The sequence below is a fragment of the Brachybacterium sp. AOP29-B2-41 genome (assembly GCF_052378395.1).
In the GTDB taxonomy this organism is placed as follows: Bacteria; Actinomycetota; Actinomycetes; order Actinomycetales; family Dermabacteraceae; genus Brachybacterium.
Genome location: NZ_JBQSXR010000013.1, coordinates 80,898 through 98,692 on the forward strand (window position 1 = coordinate 80,898; position 17,795 = coordinate 98,692).

General features: G+C 69.1%; 15 protein-coding genes. 2 read left to right on the forward strand and 13 right to left on the reverse strand.

Annotation, left to right across the window (positions count from 1 at the left end; all coding sequences use genetic code 11):
- Window positions 1-19 precede the first annotated feature (19 nt).
- Window positions 20-637 carry a class I SAM-dependent methyltransferase gene (locus ACT3T9_RS13225; RefSeq protein ID WP_441443536.1) on the forward strand — a complete coding sequence of 206 codons (618 nt, stop codon included), beginning with the start codon at window positions 20-22 and terminating at the stop codon, window positions 635-637.
- Between the two features lie 40 nt (window positions 638-677).
- Here the strand turns inward: ACT3T9_RS13225 and dapF are convergent, their stop codons facing one another.
- Both dapF and miaA read right to left on the reverse strand, forming a co-directional pair.
- Window positions 678-1,526 (reverse strand): diaminopimelate epimerase, encoded by an 849-nt coding sequence (dapF, locus tag ACT3T9_RS13230; RefSeq protein ID WP_441443537.1) that lies wholly within the window; start codon window positions 1,524-1,526, stop codon window positions 678-680.
- A gap of 44 nt (window positions 1,527-1,570) precedes the next feature.
- Entirely contained in the window at window positions 1,571-2,551 is a 981-nt protein-coding gene (miaA, locus tag ACT3T9_RS13235) for a tRNA (adenosine(37)-N6)-dimethylallyltransferase MiaA (protein WP_444599552.1), read from the reverse strand.
- Between the two features lie 176 nt (window positions 2,552-2,727).
- Here miaA and ACT3T9_RS13240 point away from each other — a divergent pair, with 176 nt between their 5' ends.
- Window positions 2,728-3,189, forward strand: coding sequence for a YbjN domain-containing protein (locus ACT3T9_RS13240; RefSeq protein WP_441443539.1), 462 nt, complete (start codon window positions 2,728-2,730; stop codon window positions 3,187-3,189).
- A 112-nt stretch (window positions 3,190-3,301) separates the two neighbouring features.
- Here ACT3T9_RS13240 and miaB read toward each other — a convergent pair whose 3' ends face one another.
- The 11 genes from miaB to asnB all read right to left on the reverse strand — a co-directional run bounded on the left by miaB (window position 3,302) and on the right by asnB (window position 17,738).
- Window positions 3,302-4,912, reverse strand: coding sequence for a tRNA (N6-isopentenyl adenosine(37)-C2)-methylthiotransferase MiaB (gene miaB, locus ACT3T9_RS13245; RefSeq protein ID WP_444592175.1), 1,611 nt, complete (start codon window positions 4,910-4,912; stop codon window positions 3,302-3,304).
- A gap of 189 nt (window positions 4,913-5,101) precedes the next feature.
- Window positions 5,102-5,800 carry a regulatory protein RecX gene (locus tag ACT3T9_RS13250; protein WP_444501728.1) on the reverse strand — a complete coding sequence of 233 codons (699 nt, stop codon included), beginning with the start codon at window positions 5,798-5,800 and terminating at the stop codon, window positions 5,102-5,104.
- A 3-nt stretch (window positions 5,801-5,803) separates the two neighbouring features.
- On the reverse strand, window positions 5,804-6,922 hold the full coding sequence (gene recA, locus ACT3T9_RS13255; protein WP_441443542.1) for a recombinase RecA: 1,119 nt from the start codon (window positions 6,920-6,922) through the stop codon (window positions 5,804-5,806).
- Between the two features lie 257 nt (window positions 6,923-7,179).
- Window positions 7,180-7,404: a DUF3046 domain-containing protein gene (locus ACT3T9_RS13260; RefSeq protein ID WP_444606759.1), complete on the reverse strand. Its 225-nt coding sequence runs from the start codon at window positions 7,402-7,404 to the stop codon at window positions 7,180-7,182.
- 1 nt (window position 7,405) lies between these two features.
- On the reverse strand, window positions 7,406-7,711 hold the full coding sequence (locus ACT3T9_RS13265) for a helix-turn-helix domain-containing protein (protein ID WP_441443544.1): 306 nt from the start codon (window positions 7,709-7,711) through the stop codon (window positions 7,406-7,408).
- 180 nt (window positions 7,712-7,891) lie between these two features.
- Window positions 7,892-8,518 (reverse strand): CinA family protein, encoded by a 627-nt coding sequence (locus ACT3T9_RS13270; protein ID WP_441443545.1) that lies wholly within the window; start codon window positions 8,516-8,518, stop codon window positions 7,892-7,894.
- Window positions 8,515-9,105 carry a CDP-diacylglycerol--glycerol-3-phosphate 3-phosphatidyltransferase gene (gene pgsA, locus ACT3T9_RS13275; RefSeq protein ID WP_441443546.1) on the reverse strand — a complete coding sequence of 197 codons (591 nt, stop codon included), beginning with the start codon at window positions 9,103-9,105 and terminating at the stop codon, window positions 8,515-8,517. Before pgsA ends, ACT3T9_RS13270 begins: the two co-directional genes overlap by 4 nt.
- A gap of 159 nt (window positions 9,106-9,264) precedes the next feature.
- Window positions 9,265-12,165 (reverse strand): DNA translocase FtsK 4TM domain-containing protein, encoded by a 2,901-nt coding sequence (locus ACT3T9_RS13280; protein WP_441443547.1) that lies wholly within the window; start codon window positions 12,163-12,165, stop codon window positions 9,265-9,267.
- A 101-nt stretch (window positions 12,166-12,266) separates the two neighbouring features.
- Window positions 12,267-13,961 carry a ribonuclease J gene (locus ACT3T9_RS13285; RefSeq protein WP_441443548.1) on the reverse strand — a complete coding sequence of 565 codons (1,695 nt, stop codon included), beginning with the start codon at window positions 13,959-13,961 and terminating at the stop codon, window positions 12,267-12,269.
- Window positions 13,962-13,996: 35 nt separating this feature from the next.
- Window positions 13,997-14,905, reverse strand: a complete 909-nt coding sequence (gene dapA / locus ACT3T9_RS13290; RefSeq protein WP_441443549.1) for a 4-hydroxy-tetrahydrodipicolinate synthase — start codon at window positions 14,903-14,905, stop codon at window positions 13,997-13,999.
- A 55-nt stretch (window positions 14,906-14,960) separates the two neighbouring features.
- The gene (gene asnB / locus ACT3T9_RS13295) at window positions 14,961-17,738 is read right to left on the reverse strand and encodes an asparagine synthase (glutamine-hydrolyzing) (protein ID WP_442332495.1); all 2,778 of its coding nucleotides are present in this window, start codon (window positions 17,736-17,738) and stop codon (window positions 14,961-14,963) included.
- Window positions 17,739-17,795 lie beyond the last annotated feature (57 nt).

A 17,795-nucleotide genomic window follows, 5' to 3' on the forward strand; every position in this document is an offset into this window, starting at 1 on the left:
GCCTCCGTATCCTGCAGGGGTGGACGAGCACTACTTCACCCCCTCCCCTGCGGCCGCAGATCGCCGCTTCCCCTTGCCGGTGCGCCTGGCGGGTCGTGAGCTGGACCTGGTCTCGAGCACCGCGGTCTTCAGCGGGCACGGCCTGGACAAGGCCACCGCAGTGCTGCTGGGCCGACTCGACGAGGTGACCCAGCCGCCTCCTGCCGCGACGATCCTCGACCTCGGCTGCGGCTGGGGCCCGATCGCTTTGACCGCCGCCATGCGACACCCGGACGCGCAGGTGTGGGCGGTCGACGTCAGCGAGCGAGCGCGTGAGCTGACCATCGAGAACGCACGCCGCGCGGGACTGAGCAATGTGCAGGTGATCTCCCCGGACGAGATTCCAGAGGATCTCGCTGTGGATGCGATCTGGTCGAATCCGCCGATCCGCATCGGCAAGCCGGCGCTGCGAACCCTGCTGCTGGAGTGGACAGGCCGGCTGCGTCCCCAGGGCACGGCGGCGCTCGTGGTCGGCAAGAACCTGGGAGCAGATCCGCTGGCGCGCTGGCTCGGCGAGCAGCTGCCGAACCGGACGGTCGCGAAGGTGGCAAGCGCGAAGGGCTTCCGGATCCTGGAGATCGGCCCGACGAACACCTGAGCCCGGCCGCGCCGTTCTTCCGGAGTGTGGCGCGGACCGGTCAGATCAGCGTGTTCCCGTCGGCCACCAGCTGGGCGGGGCCGGTGAGCGTGATCTCGCCGGTCGCGGTCCAGCCCACCTGCAGGCGCCCGCCGGGGACGTCCACGGTCCAGGGCTCCCGGGAATCATCGCCGGCGCGGTGGGCGGCAGCGACTGCTGCCGCGGCGACTCCGGTCCCGCAGGAACGGGTCTCCCCCACTCCGCGCTCGTGGACCCGCATCGCGATATGCCGTGGACCGCGCGCGCTGACCAGCTCGATGTTGGCGCCGCCGGCCGGTTCGGGGTCGAGGGCAGGTCGGTGGCCGAGGTCGAGCTGCTCGAGCACGACGTCGGCAGGGAGGAAGGCGACCGCGTGCGGGTTTCCCATATCGACGTCGGTCACCTCGAGGCGTCGGCCTGCGATCTCGACGGCGCGGTTCCCGGAGCTGATGCGCGAGGTGCCCATGCCCACCTGGACGCTCCAGGGCGCGCCCGGGGTGGTGGGGCGGTGGAGGATCTCCACCGAACGCACCCCGGCGCGGGTGAGGATCGCGAAGCTGTCCTCGCGGACATGCCCGGCGCGCTGCAGATGCGCGGCCAGCACTCGGACTCCGTTGCCGCACATTTCGGCGATCGAGCCGTCGGCGTTGCGGTAGTCCATGAACCACTCGGGGGCATCGGCCGGGATCTCGAGACCGGCGCTGCGGGAGCGGACGGCGCGGATCACGCCGTCGCCACCGATGCCGGCGCGGCGATCGGCGAGCGCGGCGACCGCGGCGGCGTCCAGGTCCAGCGCGCCCTCGGGATCATCCAGCACCACGAAGTCGTTCTCGGTCGCGTGCCCCTTGGTGAAGTCGATGCGCTCGTCCATGCCCCGAGCCTACGACCATGGCCCGTGCCGATGACGCCCCGACCCTACGACTGCGAGCGCTGCGGCGCGATGATGGACGATTCGATCTGCCGCAGCGCATGCTCGACCAGGTCTGCCCCGAGCGCGGCATCGAGCCAATGCACCCGCGGGTCACGACGGAACCAGGTGTCCTGCTTGCGCACCAGACGCCGGGTGCCCGTGATCGTCGCTTCGATCGCGTCGGGGCAGCTCATGGTGCCGGCGAGCACGGCGAGCCCCTGCTCATAGCCGATCGCCCGGCGTGCGGTGAGACCCTGGTCCAGCCCTCGGTCGCGCAGCGCGCGGATCTCCTCCATGAGCCCCTGGTCGACCATCCGCTGCACTCGGGCGGCGATCCGTGCATGCAGCAGCGGACGCTCCAGGCGCAGGCCCAGCTGGATGGTGCCGGGGTCGAGGTAGCGGGGCTGCGGGAGGAACGCGGCGAAGGGACGTCCGGTCAGCTCCCCGACCTCGAGCGCCCTGACGATCCGCCGGGTGTCGTGGTGGCCGATCGTGCGCGCCGCCTCCGGGTCCGTTCCGGCCAGCTCGCGGTGCAGGGCCTCGGGCCCCTCCTGGGCCGCACGCTCCTCGAGACGGGAGCGGACCGCTGGGTCCGTGGGCGGGAACTCGATGTCATCGAGGGCGGCGCGCACGTACAGCCCGGAGCCGCCCACCAGGATCGGCACCCTCCCCCGGTCGCGGATCTCTGCGGCAGCCGCGCGCGCATCGCGCTGGTAGGCGGACACGCTCGCCTCCTGGGTGACCTCCAGGACGTCCAGCAGGTGGTGCCGGACCCCGCGGCGCTCCTGCGCGGTGACCTTCGCCGTGCCGATGTCCATCCCCCGGTACAGCTGCAGCGCGTCGGCGTTGATGACCTCGCCGTCCAACTGCTCTGCGAGCGCGATCGCGAGATCGGACTTGCCGGTGGCGGTGGCGCCGACCACCGCGATCAAGGGGCTGCGGGAGGCCGCTGCAGCGGTCCCGGGCTGAGCGGCGTGGGCATCCATGGGAGGCACCCTATCGGCGCCCTGCATCGATGGTCAGCGGGATCACCACCGCGAGGCGGGACCTTCCCACGAGGAGGGAGTAGGGTGATCCGCGATCCGAGACCTCGGATCGCTCTGATCCCTACGTCGAACGCCTGAGGTTGGAAGTGACTGCACCGAACGAGTCCCCTGTTCACATGGACACGGACTCTGCCGAAGGTCTGGCGCCCCTGTCCCTGTCACGGGTCGAGGACAGCCTCACCCGCTATGGCTACGCCTACGTCGAGGATGATGAGCATCCCGATATCGTGCGTGCCCGGTTCGACGACTACAGATTCCAGTTCATGATCTCCGGGGACGAGCACGGCGTGCTGCAGACCCGAGGCCGGTGGAGCCATTCCGTGGATGTCTCCCGCAAAGTGGAGATGATCAAGCTCTGCAACGAGTGGAACATGAACCGGATCTGGCCCAAGGTCTACGTCCGCCGCGAATCGGAGGGCCTGCTCGGCGTCTACGGCGAGCTCGCCGCGGATTTCCGTGCCGGTGCCCTGGATTCTCAGATCGACAACGCGATCAAGTGCGGGCTGAGCACCGTGATCGCGTTCTTCCACAGCCTTGAGGAGCGTCTCGGCCCCGAGCTCGACGAGCTCGACAGCTGACGCGCCGCCGGTTCACTGCCGGCCATCGTCATCTGGTCACAGTGCTCGATCCGGTCGCGATGCTCGATCTGGTCGCGGTGCTCGCTCTGATCCCTCGCACCGGCCGCAGTGCTCAGGCGCGCCGCAGCCCCGGAATTCCGAGGGTGACCGGGCCATTCGCCGTCGTGCCGCCACCGGTCCCGCAGGAGCCTCCGGCATCGAGCCCCTGCACGCCGGCCTCCCAGGCGTCTCCCGAACGGGTGCGTCGCACGGAGAACCGCTCCGGACCGAGCGCAGCTTGCTCCGCCGTGCCGTCGACCAGCGCGCTGTCCGCGATGAGGTAGAAGGGCGCGGCATGGGTCACGGTCGCCGTGACCAGATCCCCGGGGCGGGGACGCTCCGCGTCCGTGATCCCCTCGGGCAGCGAGAAGTGGACCAGCCGGTGATCGCGGGCCCGGCCTGAGAGCCGCCGGGTCTGTGCATCGCGGCCGCCCTCCCCTTCGGCCACCAGGATCTCGACCGTGCTCCCTCCGAGCTTCTGGTTCTCCTCGTGGGCGAGCCGGTCCTGGAGCGCGGTCAGGCGCTCGAACCGCTCCTGGACGATCTCCTTGGGGATCTGGTCGTCCATGGTCGCCGCAGGGGTGCCGGGGCGGATGGAGTACTGGAAGGTGAAGGCGCTCGAGAAGCGGGAGGCCTCCACGACGTCGAGGGTGCGCTGGAAGTCGTCTTCGGTCTCCCCCGGGAAGCCGACGATGATGTCGGTGGTGATCGCCGCCTCCGGGATACGTCCCCTGACCTTCTCCAGGATGCCGAGGAACTTCTTGCTGCGGTAGGACCGCTTCATCCGGCGCAGCACATCATCGCTGCCGGACTGCAGCGGCATGTGCAGCTGCGGCATCACGTTCGGGGTCTCTGCCATCGCGTCGATCACGTCGTCGGTGAACATCGCCGGGTGCGGGGAGGTGAAGCGCACCCGCTCCAGCCCGTCGATCTCACCGCACGCGCGCAGCAGCTTCGCGAAGGCGCCGCGGTCACCGAACTCGACGCCATAGGAGTTCACGTTCTGCCCCAGCAGGGTGACCTCGATGGCACCGGAGTCGACCACATCGCGCACCTCCGCGAGGATCTCCCCTGGGCGGCGGTCCTTCTCCTTGCCCCGCAGCGAGGGCACGATGCAGAAGGTGCAGGTGTTGTTGCAGCCCACGGAGATCGAGACCCAGGCGGCGTAGGCGGATTCGCGTCGGGTGGGAAGGGTGGAGGGGAACACCTCGAGCGACTCGAGGATCTCCACCTGCGCCTCGGCGTTGTGTCGGGAGCGGTCCAGCAGCACCGGCAGCGAGCCGATGTTGTGGGTGCCGAAGACGACGTCGACCCAAGGCGCCCGCTCGACGATCGTCTGGCGGTCCTTCTGGGCGAGGCAGCCGCCGACGGCGATCTGCATGCCCGGGTTGGCGTCCTTGCCGGGGCGCAGCGCACCGAGGGTGCCGTAGAGCTTCTTGTCCGCGTTCTCGCGGACGGCACAGGTGTTGAACACGATCACATCGACTTCGCCGCGGCGGGCGTCGGCGCTCTCCGGTGCGGCGACGTAGCCGGACTCCTCGAGCATGCCGGTGAGGCGCTCGGAGTCGTGGACGTTCATCTGGCAGCCGAAGGTGCGCACCTGATAGGTGCCTCGCGCGGTCGCAGGACCGTCGAGCGCGGAGGAGTGCAGGTCGAGTGTCGGGGTGTGGGAGCTGAGGGACATAGTGGTGCCAGAGTACGTCTCCCACTCCTCAGTCGGCATCCCCGCGGCACCTCGATGCGGGCAGCGACCTGGAGGTTCGTCGCTGCTGGAGGAAGGTCACAATGCCATGACAGACCCCGACACCGCTGTCGGCTCCTCGGGAGGCGAGGAGGTCGGCGGGCGACGCGGTCCCCCCTCGGGTCGCCAGGCTCAGTCCGCCGGCTCCTGCGCGGCAGCACGGAGCTCTGCGGAGATCACGTGGATCGCGAGGCTGCCCGGGTACCCCTTGCGGGTGAGCAGGGCATCCAGCCGCCGTGAGAGCCGTCGGCGGTGGGCGCCGTCGCGTTCGGTGCGCAGCTGCTCACGGTCCCGATGGCCGATCCTGGACTGCACCAGGTCCCGGCAGCGCTGCTCCTCATCACCGGAGTCCTGGACGGAGGACAGTGCCTCCTCGATAAGCTCGGTCGCGACGCGCTTCTTCTCGAGCTCGCGGCGCAGCGCCTCATCCCCCAGGGCCCGCAATACCCGCCTCTGCTGGACCCACTCGTGGGCGAAAACGGCATCGTCGATCAGGCCGGCCCGGTCGATGCGGGCCATCGCCTCATGGGCGATCGCCCCCGGGACTTCCCGCTGGGTGAGGCGCTCCCGCATTTCGCCAGCTGACCGGCGGCGTGTGGACAGCAGTCGCATCAGGTACCGGCATTCGTGGACCACGGCCCGTTCACGCTCGGCGTGCTCGGGGTCCACGACGGGGCGGGGACGGTCCAGAATCTCCTGGGTGCGTTCGGTCAGCCGGGTACGGGTCCGCGCCTCCCGGGACGGGGCGGGCGGTGAGGACTTCTGGTCAACAGCGGCGGCGCCGGCGACCGGGTGGTCGTCGGCGCCGCCGCGTGCGTGCTGAGGTGCCATCGATCAGATCGTGGCGGGGACATCCTCGTCGAGGAACTCGTCCTCGCCGAGGGGAGCCTCGGTCGCCGGCGCCTCGGGCTCGGCGGCGTACTTGCCCACTCCGAGGGTGCGGAGGATCTTCTCCTCGATCTCCGCGGCCAGGTCCGGATTGTCCTTGAGGAACTGTCGGGAGTTCTCCTTGCCCTGCCCCAGCTGATCCCCCTCATAGGTGAACCAGGCACCGGACTTGCGGACCAGGCCGTGCTCGACGCCGAGGTCGATCAGGCCGCCTTCGCGGGAGATCCCCTCGCCGTAGAGGATGTCGAACTCGGCCTGCTTGAAGGGCGGAGCCATCTTGTTCTTCACGACCTTGACCCGGGTGCGGTTGCCCACGGCGTCGGTGCCGGTCTTGAGAGTCTCGATGCGGCGGATGTCCATACGCACCGAGGCATAGAACTTCAGCGCCTTGCCACCGGTGGTGGTCTCCGGGCTGCCGAAGAACACGCCGATCTTCTCGCGCAGCTGGTTGATGAAGATCGCGGTGGTGCCCGAGGCGGAGAGCGCACCGGTGAGCTTGCGCAGCGCCTGCGACATCAGGCGAGCCTGCAGGCCGACGTGCGAGTCGCCCATCTCGCCTTCGATCTCTGCCTTGGGCACCAGTGCGGCGACCGAGTCGATGACGACGATGTCCAGTGCGCCGGAGCGGATCAGCATGTCGGTGATCTCCAGGGCCTGCTCACCGGTGTCCGGCTGGGAGACCAGCAGTGCGTCGGTGTCGACGCCGAGCTTCTTCGCGTACTCCGGATCCATCGCATGCTCGGCATCGATGAAAGCCGCGATGCCGCCGTTGCGCTGCGCGTTGGCCACGGCGTGGAGGGCGAGCGTGGTCTTGCCGGAGGACTCCGGGCCGTAGATCTCCACGATGCGCCCGCGGGGCAGACCGCCGATACCCAATGCTGCGTCCAGCGCCACCGAGCCGGTGGGGATGACCTCGACCGGCGGGCGGGTGTCGTCGCCCAGGCGCATGATCGAGCCCTTGCCGAACTGCCGATCGATCTGCGCGAGTGCGCTGTCGAGCGAGGAGCTGCGGTCCTTTGCGGACGACTTCGTGACCGGGGGCTTGGATGACTTCGGTGCAGCCATGTGCTTGTTCCTTCCTGAGGGCCGGGAGTACCGACGCGGTGACCAGTGCGGCCACACTAGGCGCCGACCCCGACATTCGACCGCTGTCCGTGACCCCTGTGGATGGAGGGGCGCTGGGGAGGAGAGGTCGGTGTGTGGAGCGGGTGCTGGGAGGACCGTCGAGGAACAGACTACCGAACAGACGTTCGAACGCGAACCAGATCGCGGCGTGTCGTGCGGTGTGTCGTGAACGGATCTGCTCGAGAGCTCGGGCCTGCTCAGCGCCGCCGCTGCGCGAGCGGGATCTCCCACCGCGCGGAGTCGGGGACGTCCATGGCATCGCACAGGGCTGTCCACACCGAACGCACGGGGACCCCGTGCTCGAGAGCCTGCTCGGCGGTCAGTCCGCCGATCTCCTCGAGCACGAGGTCCTGGGTGTATATGCGTGCGAGTGCCGGCCCGAAGACATGGTCGGCCAGCTCGGTGAACTCGCTGCGTCGCACCTCAGCGAGCGCCGACCAGCGGCTTCGTGCCGTCGACCAGACCCTCGGGGACGGTATCGGGGATCGTCACCTGCTCAGCGATCGCGATCCTCTCGGACACCTCGCGCAGCACGAAGGACAACGGGAGACCGAGCGCATCGGTCACGGAGACCAGCAGCTCGCTGGAGGCCTCCTTCTGGCCGCGCTCGATCTCACTGAGATAGCCCAGTGACACACGGGCGTCGGAGGATACCTGCCGAAGCGTGCGGCCCTGGGTACGGCGCGCGTCGCGCAGCACGTCTCCCAGCTCCTGGCGGAACAGAATCATGGACCTGCCTCCTTTCCTCTGACTGTGGGTGAACTGATGGTGCACCTCGGGAATGCGGTACGTCGATGTCATCACAGAAGGCACAACGCCCGCACCCGAGAAACTGTTCCCCAGAGTGTAGTGGGCCACGCCCGATCATTCCCTGGAGGGTGTGCATGGCGGGACGATGGGGAGGAGCGATCAGCGCTGACTGGCTGAGCTGGGCGGCTGCTGCTCCGCGAGCGCCTCGTCCAGCAGCACGAGTGCGGCATCGACGGTCCGGGACCGGATCTGGGCTCTCCCCCCGCTGAGACGGAGTTCACGGGTCACGGTTCTCGCGCCGCGCTGGGCGAGGCCCAGGAACACCGTGCCCTGGGCGACCCCCCTCTCGTCAGGGCCGGGGCCCGCCACCCCGGTGGTGGACACGGCGATATCGGCGCCGTACAGGCTGAGCGCTCCTTCCGCCATCGCGGTCGCGACCTCTGCAGTCACCGCACCGGTGGCGGAGAGCAGGTCAGGGTCGATCCCGAGCACACGGGTCTTGGCCTCGTAGGAATAGCAGGCCGCTCCCCCGGCGATCGCCGCACTGGCCCCGGGCGCGTCCACCAGGCGGGCCACCAGTCCGCCGGCCGTCAGCGACTCGGCGGTCGCGATCCACCATCCCCGTGCGGAGGCGCGGGCGATGAGGGAGGCAGGATCGACGGGTCGTTCACCCTTGCTGCCGGACCCGGTCCCGTTCCCGTTCCGGCCAGCGGTTCCAGCGCCGCTCCCGGTGTCTCCCCCTTGGACGGCTGCGTCGTGCGACGACGAGCCCGGCGACGTGCTCATGCGTTCCCGGCCAGGGCCTCACGACGCAGCCGCAGGCCGTCCTTGAGGTTGACGACTCCGGACCAGACGGTCAGCACCACGGCCAGGAGCACCAGCGCGAGGCCGATCCAGCGGGCCGGGGTCCACCACAATTCGAAGGGGATCAGGCAGAAGGTGATGGCGATGGTCTGGACCATCGTCTTGGCCTTGCCGGCCATGTTCGCCGGCAGCGCCCCGTACTTGAGGATCGTGAAGCGCATGATCGTGATGCCGAACTCGCGCACCAGGATCAGGATTGTCATCCACCACGGCACGTACTCCCACACCGAGAGCATGATCAGCGCTGCCCCGGTCATCGCCTTGTCTGCGATCGGGTCCATGATCTTGCCGAAGTCGGTGATCAGGTTCCGGCTGCGCGCGAGATAGCCGTCCGCGAAGTCCGTGATCATCGCGAGCACGAACACTCCGGCGACCAGCAATCTGCCGGGCACCGAGTCTGCGTACAGGATCGCGAGCACCACCAGCAGCGGGACCATCGCACACCTCACCATGGTGAGGATGTTGGCGATGTTCCAGAGCGGGACCTCTTCGGTGCGCGGGGTGGTCATCGGGGCTCCTGGCTGTGGGGCGGGGTCCGCATCGGTGATGCGGGCTGAAGGTGGAGGTGGGCGGTCGAGGCTGAACGATCGCTGGTGAGGTGGGCGGACGGCGGGGTGGGTGGACGGCGGGGCGAGTGAACGGAGTGGCTTGCGGGGTCGCTCGCCGGCTCAGCGGCCGGTGAGGCTCCAGACGTCCTCGCTCTGCTCCTCGTCCCCGTCATCGTGATAGTCGATCGCGGGCTCGGAGCCGTCATCGGCCAGCGGATCGTTCGCGTAGCGATCATCCCCGCCGTGACCCTCGGCGACCGGCTCCGGATCCTCCTGTTCGAGGTCGACGGCCTGATCGGCGGCATAGGGCTCATCCTCGCCATCCGCCGGGACGTCCTCGCCGCGGATGCGGGCGATGGCGGTGCCGAGCTCGTCGGGATGGACCAGCACGTCGCGGGCCTTGGATCCCTCGGAGGGGCCCACGATCTCGCGGGACTCGAGCAGATCCATCAGGCGACCAGCCTTCGCGAAGCCCACCCGGAGCTTGCGCTGCAGCATCGAGGTGGAGCCGAACTGGGTGGTGACCACGAGCTCCGCTGCCTGCAGCAGGACGTCGAGATCGTCGCCGATGTCGTCGTCGATCTGCTTCTTGGCCGCGACGACCTGGACGTCCTCGCGATAGTTGGGCTTCATCTGGGTCTTGACGTGGTCGACGACCTTGTGGATCTCGGACTCGTTGACCCAGGCGCCCTGAACACGCATCGGCTTGGCCTTGCCCATCGGGTGGAACAGGGCGTCGCCCTGACCGATCAGCTTCTCGGCGCCGACGGAGTCGAGGATGACCCGGGAGTCCTGCAGCGACGAGGTCGCGAAGGCGAGACGGCTGGGCACATTGGCTTTGATGATGCCGGTGACGACGTCGACCGAGGGGCGCTGGGTGGCCAGGATCAGGTGGATCCCGGCAGCTCGTGCGAGCTGCGTGATGCGCTGGATCGACGCCTCGACGTCGCGCGGGGCGACCATCATCAGGTCCGCGAGCTCGTCGACCACGACCAGCAGGTAGGGGTACGGGGCGAGGCGGCGCTCGCTGCCGGCGGGCAGCTTCACCTCTCCGGCCCGGACGGCCTTGTTGAAGTCGTCGAGGTGCTTGAACCCGAAGGCGGCGAGGTCGTCGTAGCGGGCGTCCATCTCCTTGACGACCCACTCGAGGGCTTCGGCGGCCTTCTTCGGGTTGGTGATGATCGGAGTGATCAGGTGCGGGATGCCCTCGTAGATGGTGAGTTCGACGCGCTTGGGGTCCACCAGCACCATCCGCACCTCCTCCGGCGTGGAACGCATCAGGATGGAGGTGATCATGGAGTTCACGAAGCTGGACTTGCCGGCTCCGGTGGCACCGGCGACGAGCAGGTGGGGCATCTTGGCGAGGTTCGCGACGACGTAGCCGCCCTCGACGTCCTTGCCCACGCCCATCACCAGCGGGTGCTCGTTGCGGCGCGCCACGGAGCTGCGCAGCACGTCGCCCAGCGCGACCGTCTCGCGGTCGGTGTTGGGGATCTCGATGCCGATGGCCTTCTTGCCGGGGATCGGCGAGAGGATCCGCACGTCGGCGCTGGCCACGGCGTAGGAGATGTTCTTGTCCAGGGCCGTGACCTTCTCGACCTTGGTGCCCGGAGCGAGCTCGACCTCGTAGCGGGTCACCGTGGGACCACGGGAGAAGCCGACCACCTCGGCATTGACGTTGAACTGCTCGAAGACCTCGCCGAGTGCGGCGACCACATGGTCGTTGGCCTCGGAGCGGGTCTTGTGGGGCGGACCCTCCAGCAGGAAGGAGGAGTCCGGCAGCGTGTAGACGATGTCTCCGGCGAGCTCCAGCTGTTCGCCGGCGCGGGGAAGGTCGCCCATCGGTGGCGGGACCAGCTCCGCCTTCTCCTCCTGTGCCGGCTTGGTCGGCACAGCCTTGGTCGGGGTGGTCCTGGCGGCGGCGGACTTCGCGGCCGAAGGCAGCGGCGTCGTGGCATCGGGGCCCGCCGCGCCCTTGCCCGGGAAGGTCTTGGCGCGGTGGTTCTCGTCCTCGACCACGTCGTAGACATCCGCGGCGTCGGCGGGGGCGCTGCGGCGCTGGGCGGTGCGGCGGCTCTTCTTCTTCGCCGTCGCCGCCGTCGCGGCGTCCTCGTCCACGCCCTGTTCGAAGGCCTCGTCGCCGACGTAGCCGAAGTTCTCGTGATCGCGCTCGGCCGCTTCGGCCTTCTCCCGACGGCTGCGACGGCGGGGCCTGCCGGTGGTCTGGGCCTCGGTCGCCTGCTCGTGCATCGCGGGGTCCACCCGGCGGGGGCGCAGCCCGAAGGCGACCCGCTCCGCGTCCTCCTCCTCGCTGCGGCCCACGGCGACGTCGTAGACGTCGCGCAGGCGCGAGGGGATCGACTCGACCGGGGTGGCGGTGAGCACGAGGATCCCGAAGGCGATCAGGAGTGAGTGGATGACGACCACCGCGACCGGCGGGAGGAGCGCCTCGAGCGGGGCGGCGGCCAGGAAGCCCAGCACCCCTCCCCCGCGGGCAAGCGCGTCGATTCCGTCCGCCGGAGCGGGCAGCCGTGCCGAGACCGAGGCGATCGCCGAGATCGCGGTGAGCAGGATCGCGATGCCGATCGCGATGCGGGAGTTGGCGCGCACCTGATCCGGGCGTCGGAACATGCGCAGGGACCAGCCGGCGGCCAGCAGCGGGATCACCATCGAGGAGATCCCGAAGGTGCCGGCCACCGCGGTGTGCACGGCACCGAGCACCGGTCCCGTGGACTGCCACCATTCGACGACGGCGACCAGGATCGCGATGAGCAGGAGGAACAGCGCATAGCCGTCACGTCGCTGCTCAGGGGCGACCTCCCATCGCTGCACGCCGATCGAGCGGATCATTCCGCCGACCATGCGAGCGATCGCCAGATAGCCGGAGCGCACAGCGCGCACCGGCAGAGGGAGCGTCGAGGGGTCGTTCGCCCCGGAGCCGGTGGTGCGCGAGGTGCCGGCAGCAGCGGTCCGAGAGGAGCCTTTCGACGCACGTGCGGGGGAAGACGTACGTGTCGCCATGAGCCCGATGCTACATTCCGCGCCACCCCGCACTCGGGAGGCGGGGCCCCCGGCCTCGTCACACGGGCGGTCTCAGAGCCGGCTCGCCCCGGACGGGAGGGTCAGGACTCGATGACGACGGGGACGATCATCGGTCGTCGCCGCAATCGCCGGGAGACATAGCGTCCCACCACCCGACGCATCACCTGCTGCAGCCGATAGGTGTCCCTGCGCTCGGACTGCTCTGCGATCGCGTTCTCCAGCGCCGCGACGATCTCCGGCCGGATCTCCTCGAAGACGCCGTGGTCCTCGGCCATCCCACGGATGTGGATCTCCGGCCCGACGATCAGCGCTCCAGTCTCGGCACTGACCACGGCGAACAGAGAGATGAAGCCCTCACCCCCGAGCGTGCGACGGTCTTGGAGGTCGGCCTCGGAGATCTCGCCGACGCTCGAGCCGTCCACATACACATAGCTGTTCGGCACCGCGCCGACCGTGGCGGCGATGCCGTTCTTCAGATCGATGACATGTCCGTCCTGGGCCAGCACGATCCGCTCGCGCGGGACCCCGGTGAACTCGGCGAGCTTCCCGTTCGCGATGAGATGGCGCACCTCGCCATGGATCGGCATCACGTTGCGGGGCCGCACGATGTTGTAGCAGTACAGCAGCTCCCCGGCGCTGGCGTGCCCTGAGGTGTGGACCGTGGCGGAGCCCTTGTGGATCACCTCGGCGCCGAGCGCCATCAGCCCGTTGATCACCCGGAACACGGAGTTCTCGTTGCCCGGGATGAGGGACGAGGCGAGGATGACGACGTCACCCGGGCCCACGCTCACCTGGTGGTCGCCCTTCGCGATGCGTCCCAGCGCCGCCATCGGCTCGCCCTGGCTGCCGGTGCACATCAGCACGACCTGTTCCTCGGGGAGGCTGCCGATCTGTTTCGCGTCGATGATCGTGTCCGGCGGGACGTGGAGGTAGCCGAGCTCGGCGGCGATGCCCATGTTCCGCACCATCGAACGGCCGACGAAGGCGACTCTGCGGCCATGGCGCGCGGCGGCGTCCAGCACCTGCTGAACACGGTGGACGTGGCTGGAGAAGGACGCGACCACGATCTTCTGCCGGGCGCGGGCGAAGATCGCCTCGAGGGTGGGGCCGATCTCCTGCTCCCCGACGGTGAACCCCGGGACCTCCGCATTGGTGGAGTCCGTCATGAACAGGTCCACGCCGGCCTCGCCGAGCCGGGCGAAGGCGCGCAGATCGGTGATCCTGCCATCGAGCGGCAGCTGGTCCATCTTGAAGTCGCCTGTGTGGAGCACCGTGCCGGCCGGGGTGGCCACGTGCACCGCGAGGGCGTCGGGGATCGAGTGGTTGACCGCTACGAACTCGCAGTCGAAGGGCCCGAAGTCCAGCTGCTGTCCTTCCGCCACCACGGTGGTGACGGGACGGATCCTGTGCTCCTTCAGCTTCGCCTCGAGGAAGGCGAGCGTGAGCCTGCTGCCCACCAGGGGGATGTCGGGCCGCCGCCGCAGCAGGTAGGGCACCGCCCCGATGTGGTCCTCATGGCCGTGGGTCAGGATGATCGCCTCGACGTCGGCCAGGCGATCGGCGATGAGATCGAAGTCGGGGAGGATCAGGTCGACGCCGGGCTGGGAGTCCTCGGGGAAGAGCACTCCGCAGTCGACGATCAGCAGACGCCCGTCGAACTCGAGGACGGTCATATTGCGGCCGACGTCTCCGAGCCCGCCGAGCGGCGTGATCCGCAGAGTGCCGGGCTCGAGCTCCGGCGGCAGGTCGGGACGCTGGGAGAAGGCAGTGGACATCGGCAGCTCCGCGCTGGTCAGAGGGGTGATTCTGCTCAGAGCAGGCCAGCGGCGTCCAGTGCGTCCGAGAGCATGCGCAGCTGGTCGGTGTCGGCCGGGACGTGCGGGCCGCGCATCGCAGCATGCGGCAGCACGCCCTGCAGGTGGAGTGCGGCCTTCGCGGCCACGGCACCGGGCATGTGGTTCATGATCGCTTCGACCACCGGGACCAGCGCGCGGTGCGCGGCGAGCGCGGCGGGCAGATCGTCCCGATCCACGGCCTCGACCATCTCCCGCTCGAGATCGCCGGCGACCTGGCCGACCACGGACACCATCCCGGCAGCGCCGATGGACATCCAGGGCAGGTTCAGCCCGTCCTCGCCGGAGTAGTAGACGAGGTCCGTCTGCGCCATGACCCGGCTCGCCTGCTGCAGATCAGCCTTGGCGTCCTTCACTGCGAGGATCCGCGGGTTCTCGCCGAGGCGCAGCAGGGTTTCGAAGCTCAGCGGGGTGCCGGTGCGGCCCGGGATGTCATAGAGCATCACCGGCAGGTCCGTGGAATCCGCGATCGCGGTGGTGTGCGCGATGATCCCGGCCTGGCTGGGCTTGGAGTAGTACGGGGTGACCACCAGCAGCCCGTCGATCCCGAGCTTGGCGTGCTCCCGCGCGAGGTCGATCGAGTGGGCGGTGTCGTAGGTGCCGACCCCTGCGACCACGGTGACCTCGGGGCCGACGGCATCCCTCACCGCGCGAGCCAGCTCGAGCTTCTCGACGTCAGTGAGGGTGGGCGCCTCCCCGGTGGTGCCGGAGACCACGATCATGTCGTTGCCGTGCCGGGCCACATGGTCGGCCAGCTTCTGCGCGGACTCCAGGTCCACGCCATGGCCGTCCTCGGTGAGCGGGGTGACCATCGCGGTCCCCACCGCGCCGAACGGTCGCGCAGAGCGCGTTTCGGTGCTGGTCATGGTCTCCTCCCGAGAATGTTCTGCTGCCCGGAGCCTAGACCAGGCCCGCGGCTGCTCACTGCTGTGACGCGATGCCGAGATCGACGAGGATCGCCAGCGGGGTGCGCTGACGGCCCTGGCCGAGCGGGTTGTCCGCGAAGGTCGCCTCGAGGTGCTCGTGCGGCGTCGACACGTCGGAGCCCAGGACATTGCGGCCGATGTCGTTGGCATCCATCACCACGGTTCCCACGAAGCTCTCGCGCAGCTCGGCGGGGATGTCCGCGCTGCGGATCGCCGCGGAGATCCGTGCGGAGACCGCATCCGGATCCTTCGGCGGCAGCTTGGCGGAGACGTTCGAGGGGAACGCCGAGTACGGGGTCGGTCCGTCGATCGCCCGCACGTTCGCGCCGACGACCTCGTAGAACAGACCCTTCCGACCGATCACCTTGCCCGCGGCGCCGGCCGCGGAGGCCGCGAGCACCCGGGGCAGTCCGACCTCGCGGATCGCGAGCTCCATCGTGGTGGGGTCGCCCAGGCCGATACCGGCCGGGGTGCGCGTGACGAAGCGGCTGAGCACCTTCGCCGAGCGGCGGGGCTTGACCTCCCAGGTGAACCAGGAGCGGCCCTGCGCGATCGCGATGATCTTCTCGCTGATCACGAAGTACCAGGGCGCTCCGGCGGGCACGGTCCCGGCGGGGAGTCCGGCGGCGAAACGTTCGACGCGCTCACGGGCGAGCTTCTCGATGTCGTCGCCGCGAGCCACCAGCTCGGTCTGCAGAGGCAGTCGACGCCAGCTGCGGCGGTCTGTCGTGGAGACGAGATCGAGCTGCTTGTCCGGGTTGGCGACGTAGTCGCTCTTGGGCGCCTCGGTCTCCTCTGCCTGGTCAGCCTCGCCGGGACCTGCCGTCGGGGCGGGCACGGTCGGGGCGGCCTGGGCACCGGTCTGCGCGGAGCCGCCGAGCGCGAGGGTGGCGCCCTCGGCATCGTCGAAGAAGGTGCGCATCCACAGCTCGACGTTCAGCAGGCGCCAGAACATCAGCGTGCCGTGGTTCTCGGGGTGGGCGATGTAGTCGTCGAACAGCGCCAGCACGCTGGGGGCGTCGAAGTAGGGACGCGAGGCGAAGGATGCCGAGGCGAACACGTCTCGAAGCTCCGGCGCGATCGTGCGGAACCACTCCCCCTCGGGGGTGGTGAAGCCGATCTTGTTGCGGCGCTTGGAGATCATGTCGGGGAGGATCCCGTCCATCGACTCGCGCAGGATCCGCTTGTTCCAGCCATCATGGATGATCGCGGATTCGTCGAGGGAGAACAGGAACTTCAGCAGCTCCTTGTCCACGAAGGGGACGCGACCCTCGATGCTGAAGCGCATCGTGTTCTTGTCCTCGTAGCGCAGCAGCGACGGCAGGGAGGCTTTGAAGGTGTCCTCGAGCAGTCGCTCCTTGAGGTCGTCCTGGATCGAGGTGACCTTCTCGTGGCTGTGCTCGGCGACGAAGCCGGAGTTCAGCAGCGCCTCGATCGGCACGGAGGTGCGGCCGGAGAACTTGGTGCGGGCGAGCTTGCGGAGGATGTCGCGGGAGCCGACGACCTCGCTCGCAAGCTCCTTGAAGCGCTTCTGGCGGCGCAGCTGGCGCAGGTAGACATAGAAGTACGGGTTGTACCCGGCCATCATCTCGTCGGCGCCCTGGCCGTCCAGCAGCACGGTGACGTGCTTGCTGGCCTCGCGCATCACCGCGTACTGCGCGTACGGGCCGGTGGAGATGATCGGCTCCTCCTGGGTGCGCACGAAGTCGTGCAGGTCCTCGAGGAAGGCCGCGGGCTGGGGCAGGATCTTGTGGGCGGTGATCTGCCCGCGGTTCTCCTCCAGCAGCGCGTCGACATAGCGCTCCTCATCGTTCGAGGAGTTCGGGAAGACGGCCGAGAAGGTGTTCTGCCGGGTGCCGACGGCGCTGTAGCGCTCGTCCTCGGGCTGCTCGCGCAGCTGGCGGGCGATCACGGCGGCGACCGCGGAGGAGTCCAGGCCACCGGAGAGCGAGGTGCCCACGGGCACCTCGGACTGCAGGCGCAGGCGCACCGACTCCTGGAAGCGCTCGCGGTACTCGTCCACGACCTGCTGGTCGTACGGGCGGCTGGGACGCGCGGCGATCTCGCGCAGCTCGTCCTTGAGCCGGGTGAAGGAGGAGGTCGCGGTGCCGTCGGCGCTGATCTCCAGCACCTCACCGGCCATCAGCCGGTTCACGCCCGCGAAGAAGGTCTGGGAGTCGTCGTCCTGGACGCGGAACTTCAGGTAGCGGTAGACCGCGCGGTCATCCGGCGCGGCCTCGAACACGCGGGCTGCCAGGAGCGAGCGGATCTCGGAGCCGAAGACGACTCTGGGGGTGCCAGCATCTGTGCCTGTGCCGGTGGCGGGGTCGACCCAGTAGTAGAGGGGCTTGATGCCGAAGTGGTCGCGAGCGACCGTGACGGTGCCGGTGTGCGCGTCATGGATCGCGAAGGCGAACATGCCGTTGAAGCGGTCGTAGGCGGAAGTGCCCCACTCCGCGTGTGCCTCGAGCAGCACCTCGGTGTCGGAGTCGGTCCGGAAGACGTGGCCGAGGCCCTCGAGCTCGGAGCGCAGGTCGAGGTAGTTGTAGGTCTCACCGTTGTAGATGATCGTGTAGCGGCCATCCGCCGTGGTCATCGGCTGAGCGCCGTGCTCACGGTCGATGATGGCCAGTCGGCGATGGGCCAGCCCGGTCTGGTCGTCGACGAAGAGTCCTTCGCCGTCGGGACCGCGATGGGCCAGCGCGCCGCTCATCCGGCGGGCGATGTCCTCGGTGTCAGCACCGAATCCGTAGGTACCGGCGATTCCGCACATGGGACGAGTCCTTTCGAGGGGGACGGCTGCCGCCCGCAGTCAGGGCGCTCGGCACAG

Bases quoted from the DNA above. Each gene is read 5' to 3' on its own strand.
- asnB (WP_442332495.1), bottom strand. From the start codon at position 17,738: ATGTGCGGAATCGCCGGTACCTACGGATTCGGTGCTGACACCGAGGAC.
- dapA (WP_441443549.1), bottom strand. From the start codon at position 14,905: ATGACCAGCACCGAAACGCGCTCTGCGCGACCGTTCGGCGCGGTGGGG.
- ACT3T9_RS13240 (WP_441443539.1), top strand. From the start codon at position 2,728: ATGGACACGGACTCTGCCGAAGGTCTGGCGCCCCTGTCCCTGTCACGG.
- ACT3T9_RS13270 (WP_441443545.1), bottom strand. From the start codon at position 8,518: ATGAGCACGTCGCCGGGCTCGTCGTCGCACGACGCAGCCGTCCAAGGG.
- ACT3T9_RS13280 (WP_441443547.1), bottom strand. From the start codon at position 12,165: ATGGCGACACGTACGTCTTCCCCCGCACGTGCGTCGAAAGGCTCCTCT.
- recA (WP_441443542.1), bottom strand. From the start codon at position 6,922: ATGGCTGCACCGAAGTCATCCAAGCCCCCGGTCACGAAGTCGTCCGCA.
- ACT3T9_RS13250 (WP_444501728.1), bottom strand. From the start codon at position 5,800: ATGGCACCTCAGCACGCACGCGGCGGCGCCGACGACCACCCGGTCGCC.
- pgsA (WP_441443546.1), bottom strand. From the start codon at position 9,105: ATGACCACCCCGCGCACCGAAGAGGTCCCGCTCTGGAACATCGCCAAC.
- miaA (WP_444599552.1), bottom strand. From the start codon at position 2,551: ATGGATGCCCACGCCGCTCAGCCCGGGACCGCTGCAGCGGCCTCCCGC.
- dapF (WP_441443537.1), bottom strand. From the start codon at position 1,526: ATGGACGAGCGCATCGACTTCACCAAGGGGCACGCGACCGAGAACGAC.
- miaB (WP_444592175.1), bottom strand. From the start codon at position 4,912: ATGTCCCTCAGCTCCCACACCCCGACACTCGACCTGCACTCCTCCGCG.
- ACT3T9_RS13285 (WP_441443548.1), bottom strand. From the start codon at position 13,961: ATGTCCACTGCCTTCTCCCAGCGTCCCGACCTGCCGCCGGAGCTCGAG.
- ACT3T9_RS13265 (WP_441443544.1), bottom strand. From the start codon at position 7,711: ATGATTCTGTTCCGCCAGGAGCTGGGAGACGTGCTGCGCGACGCGCGC.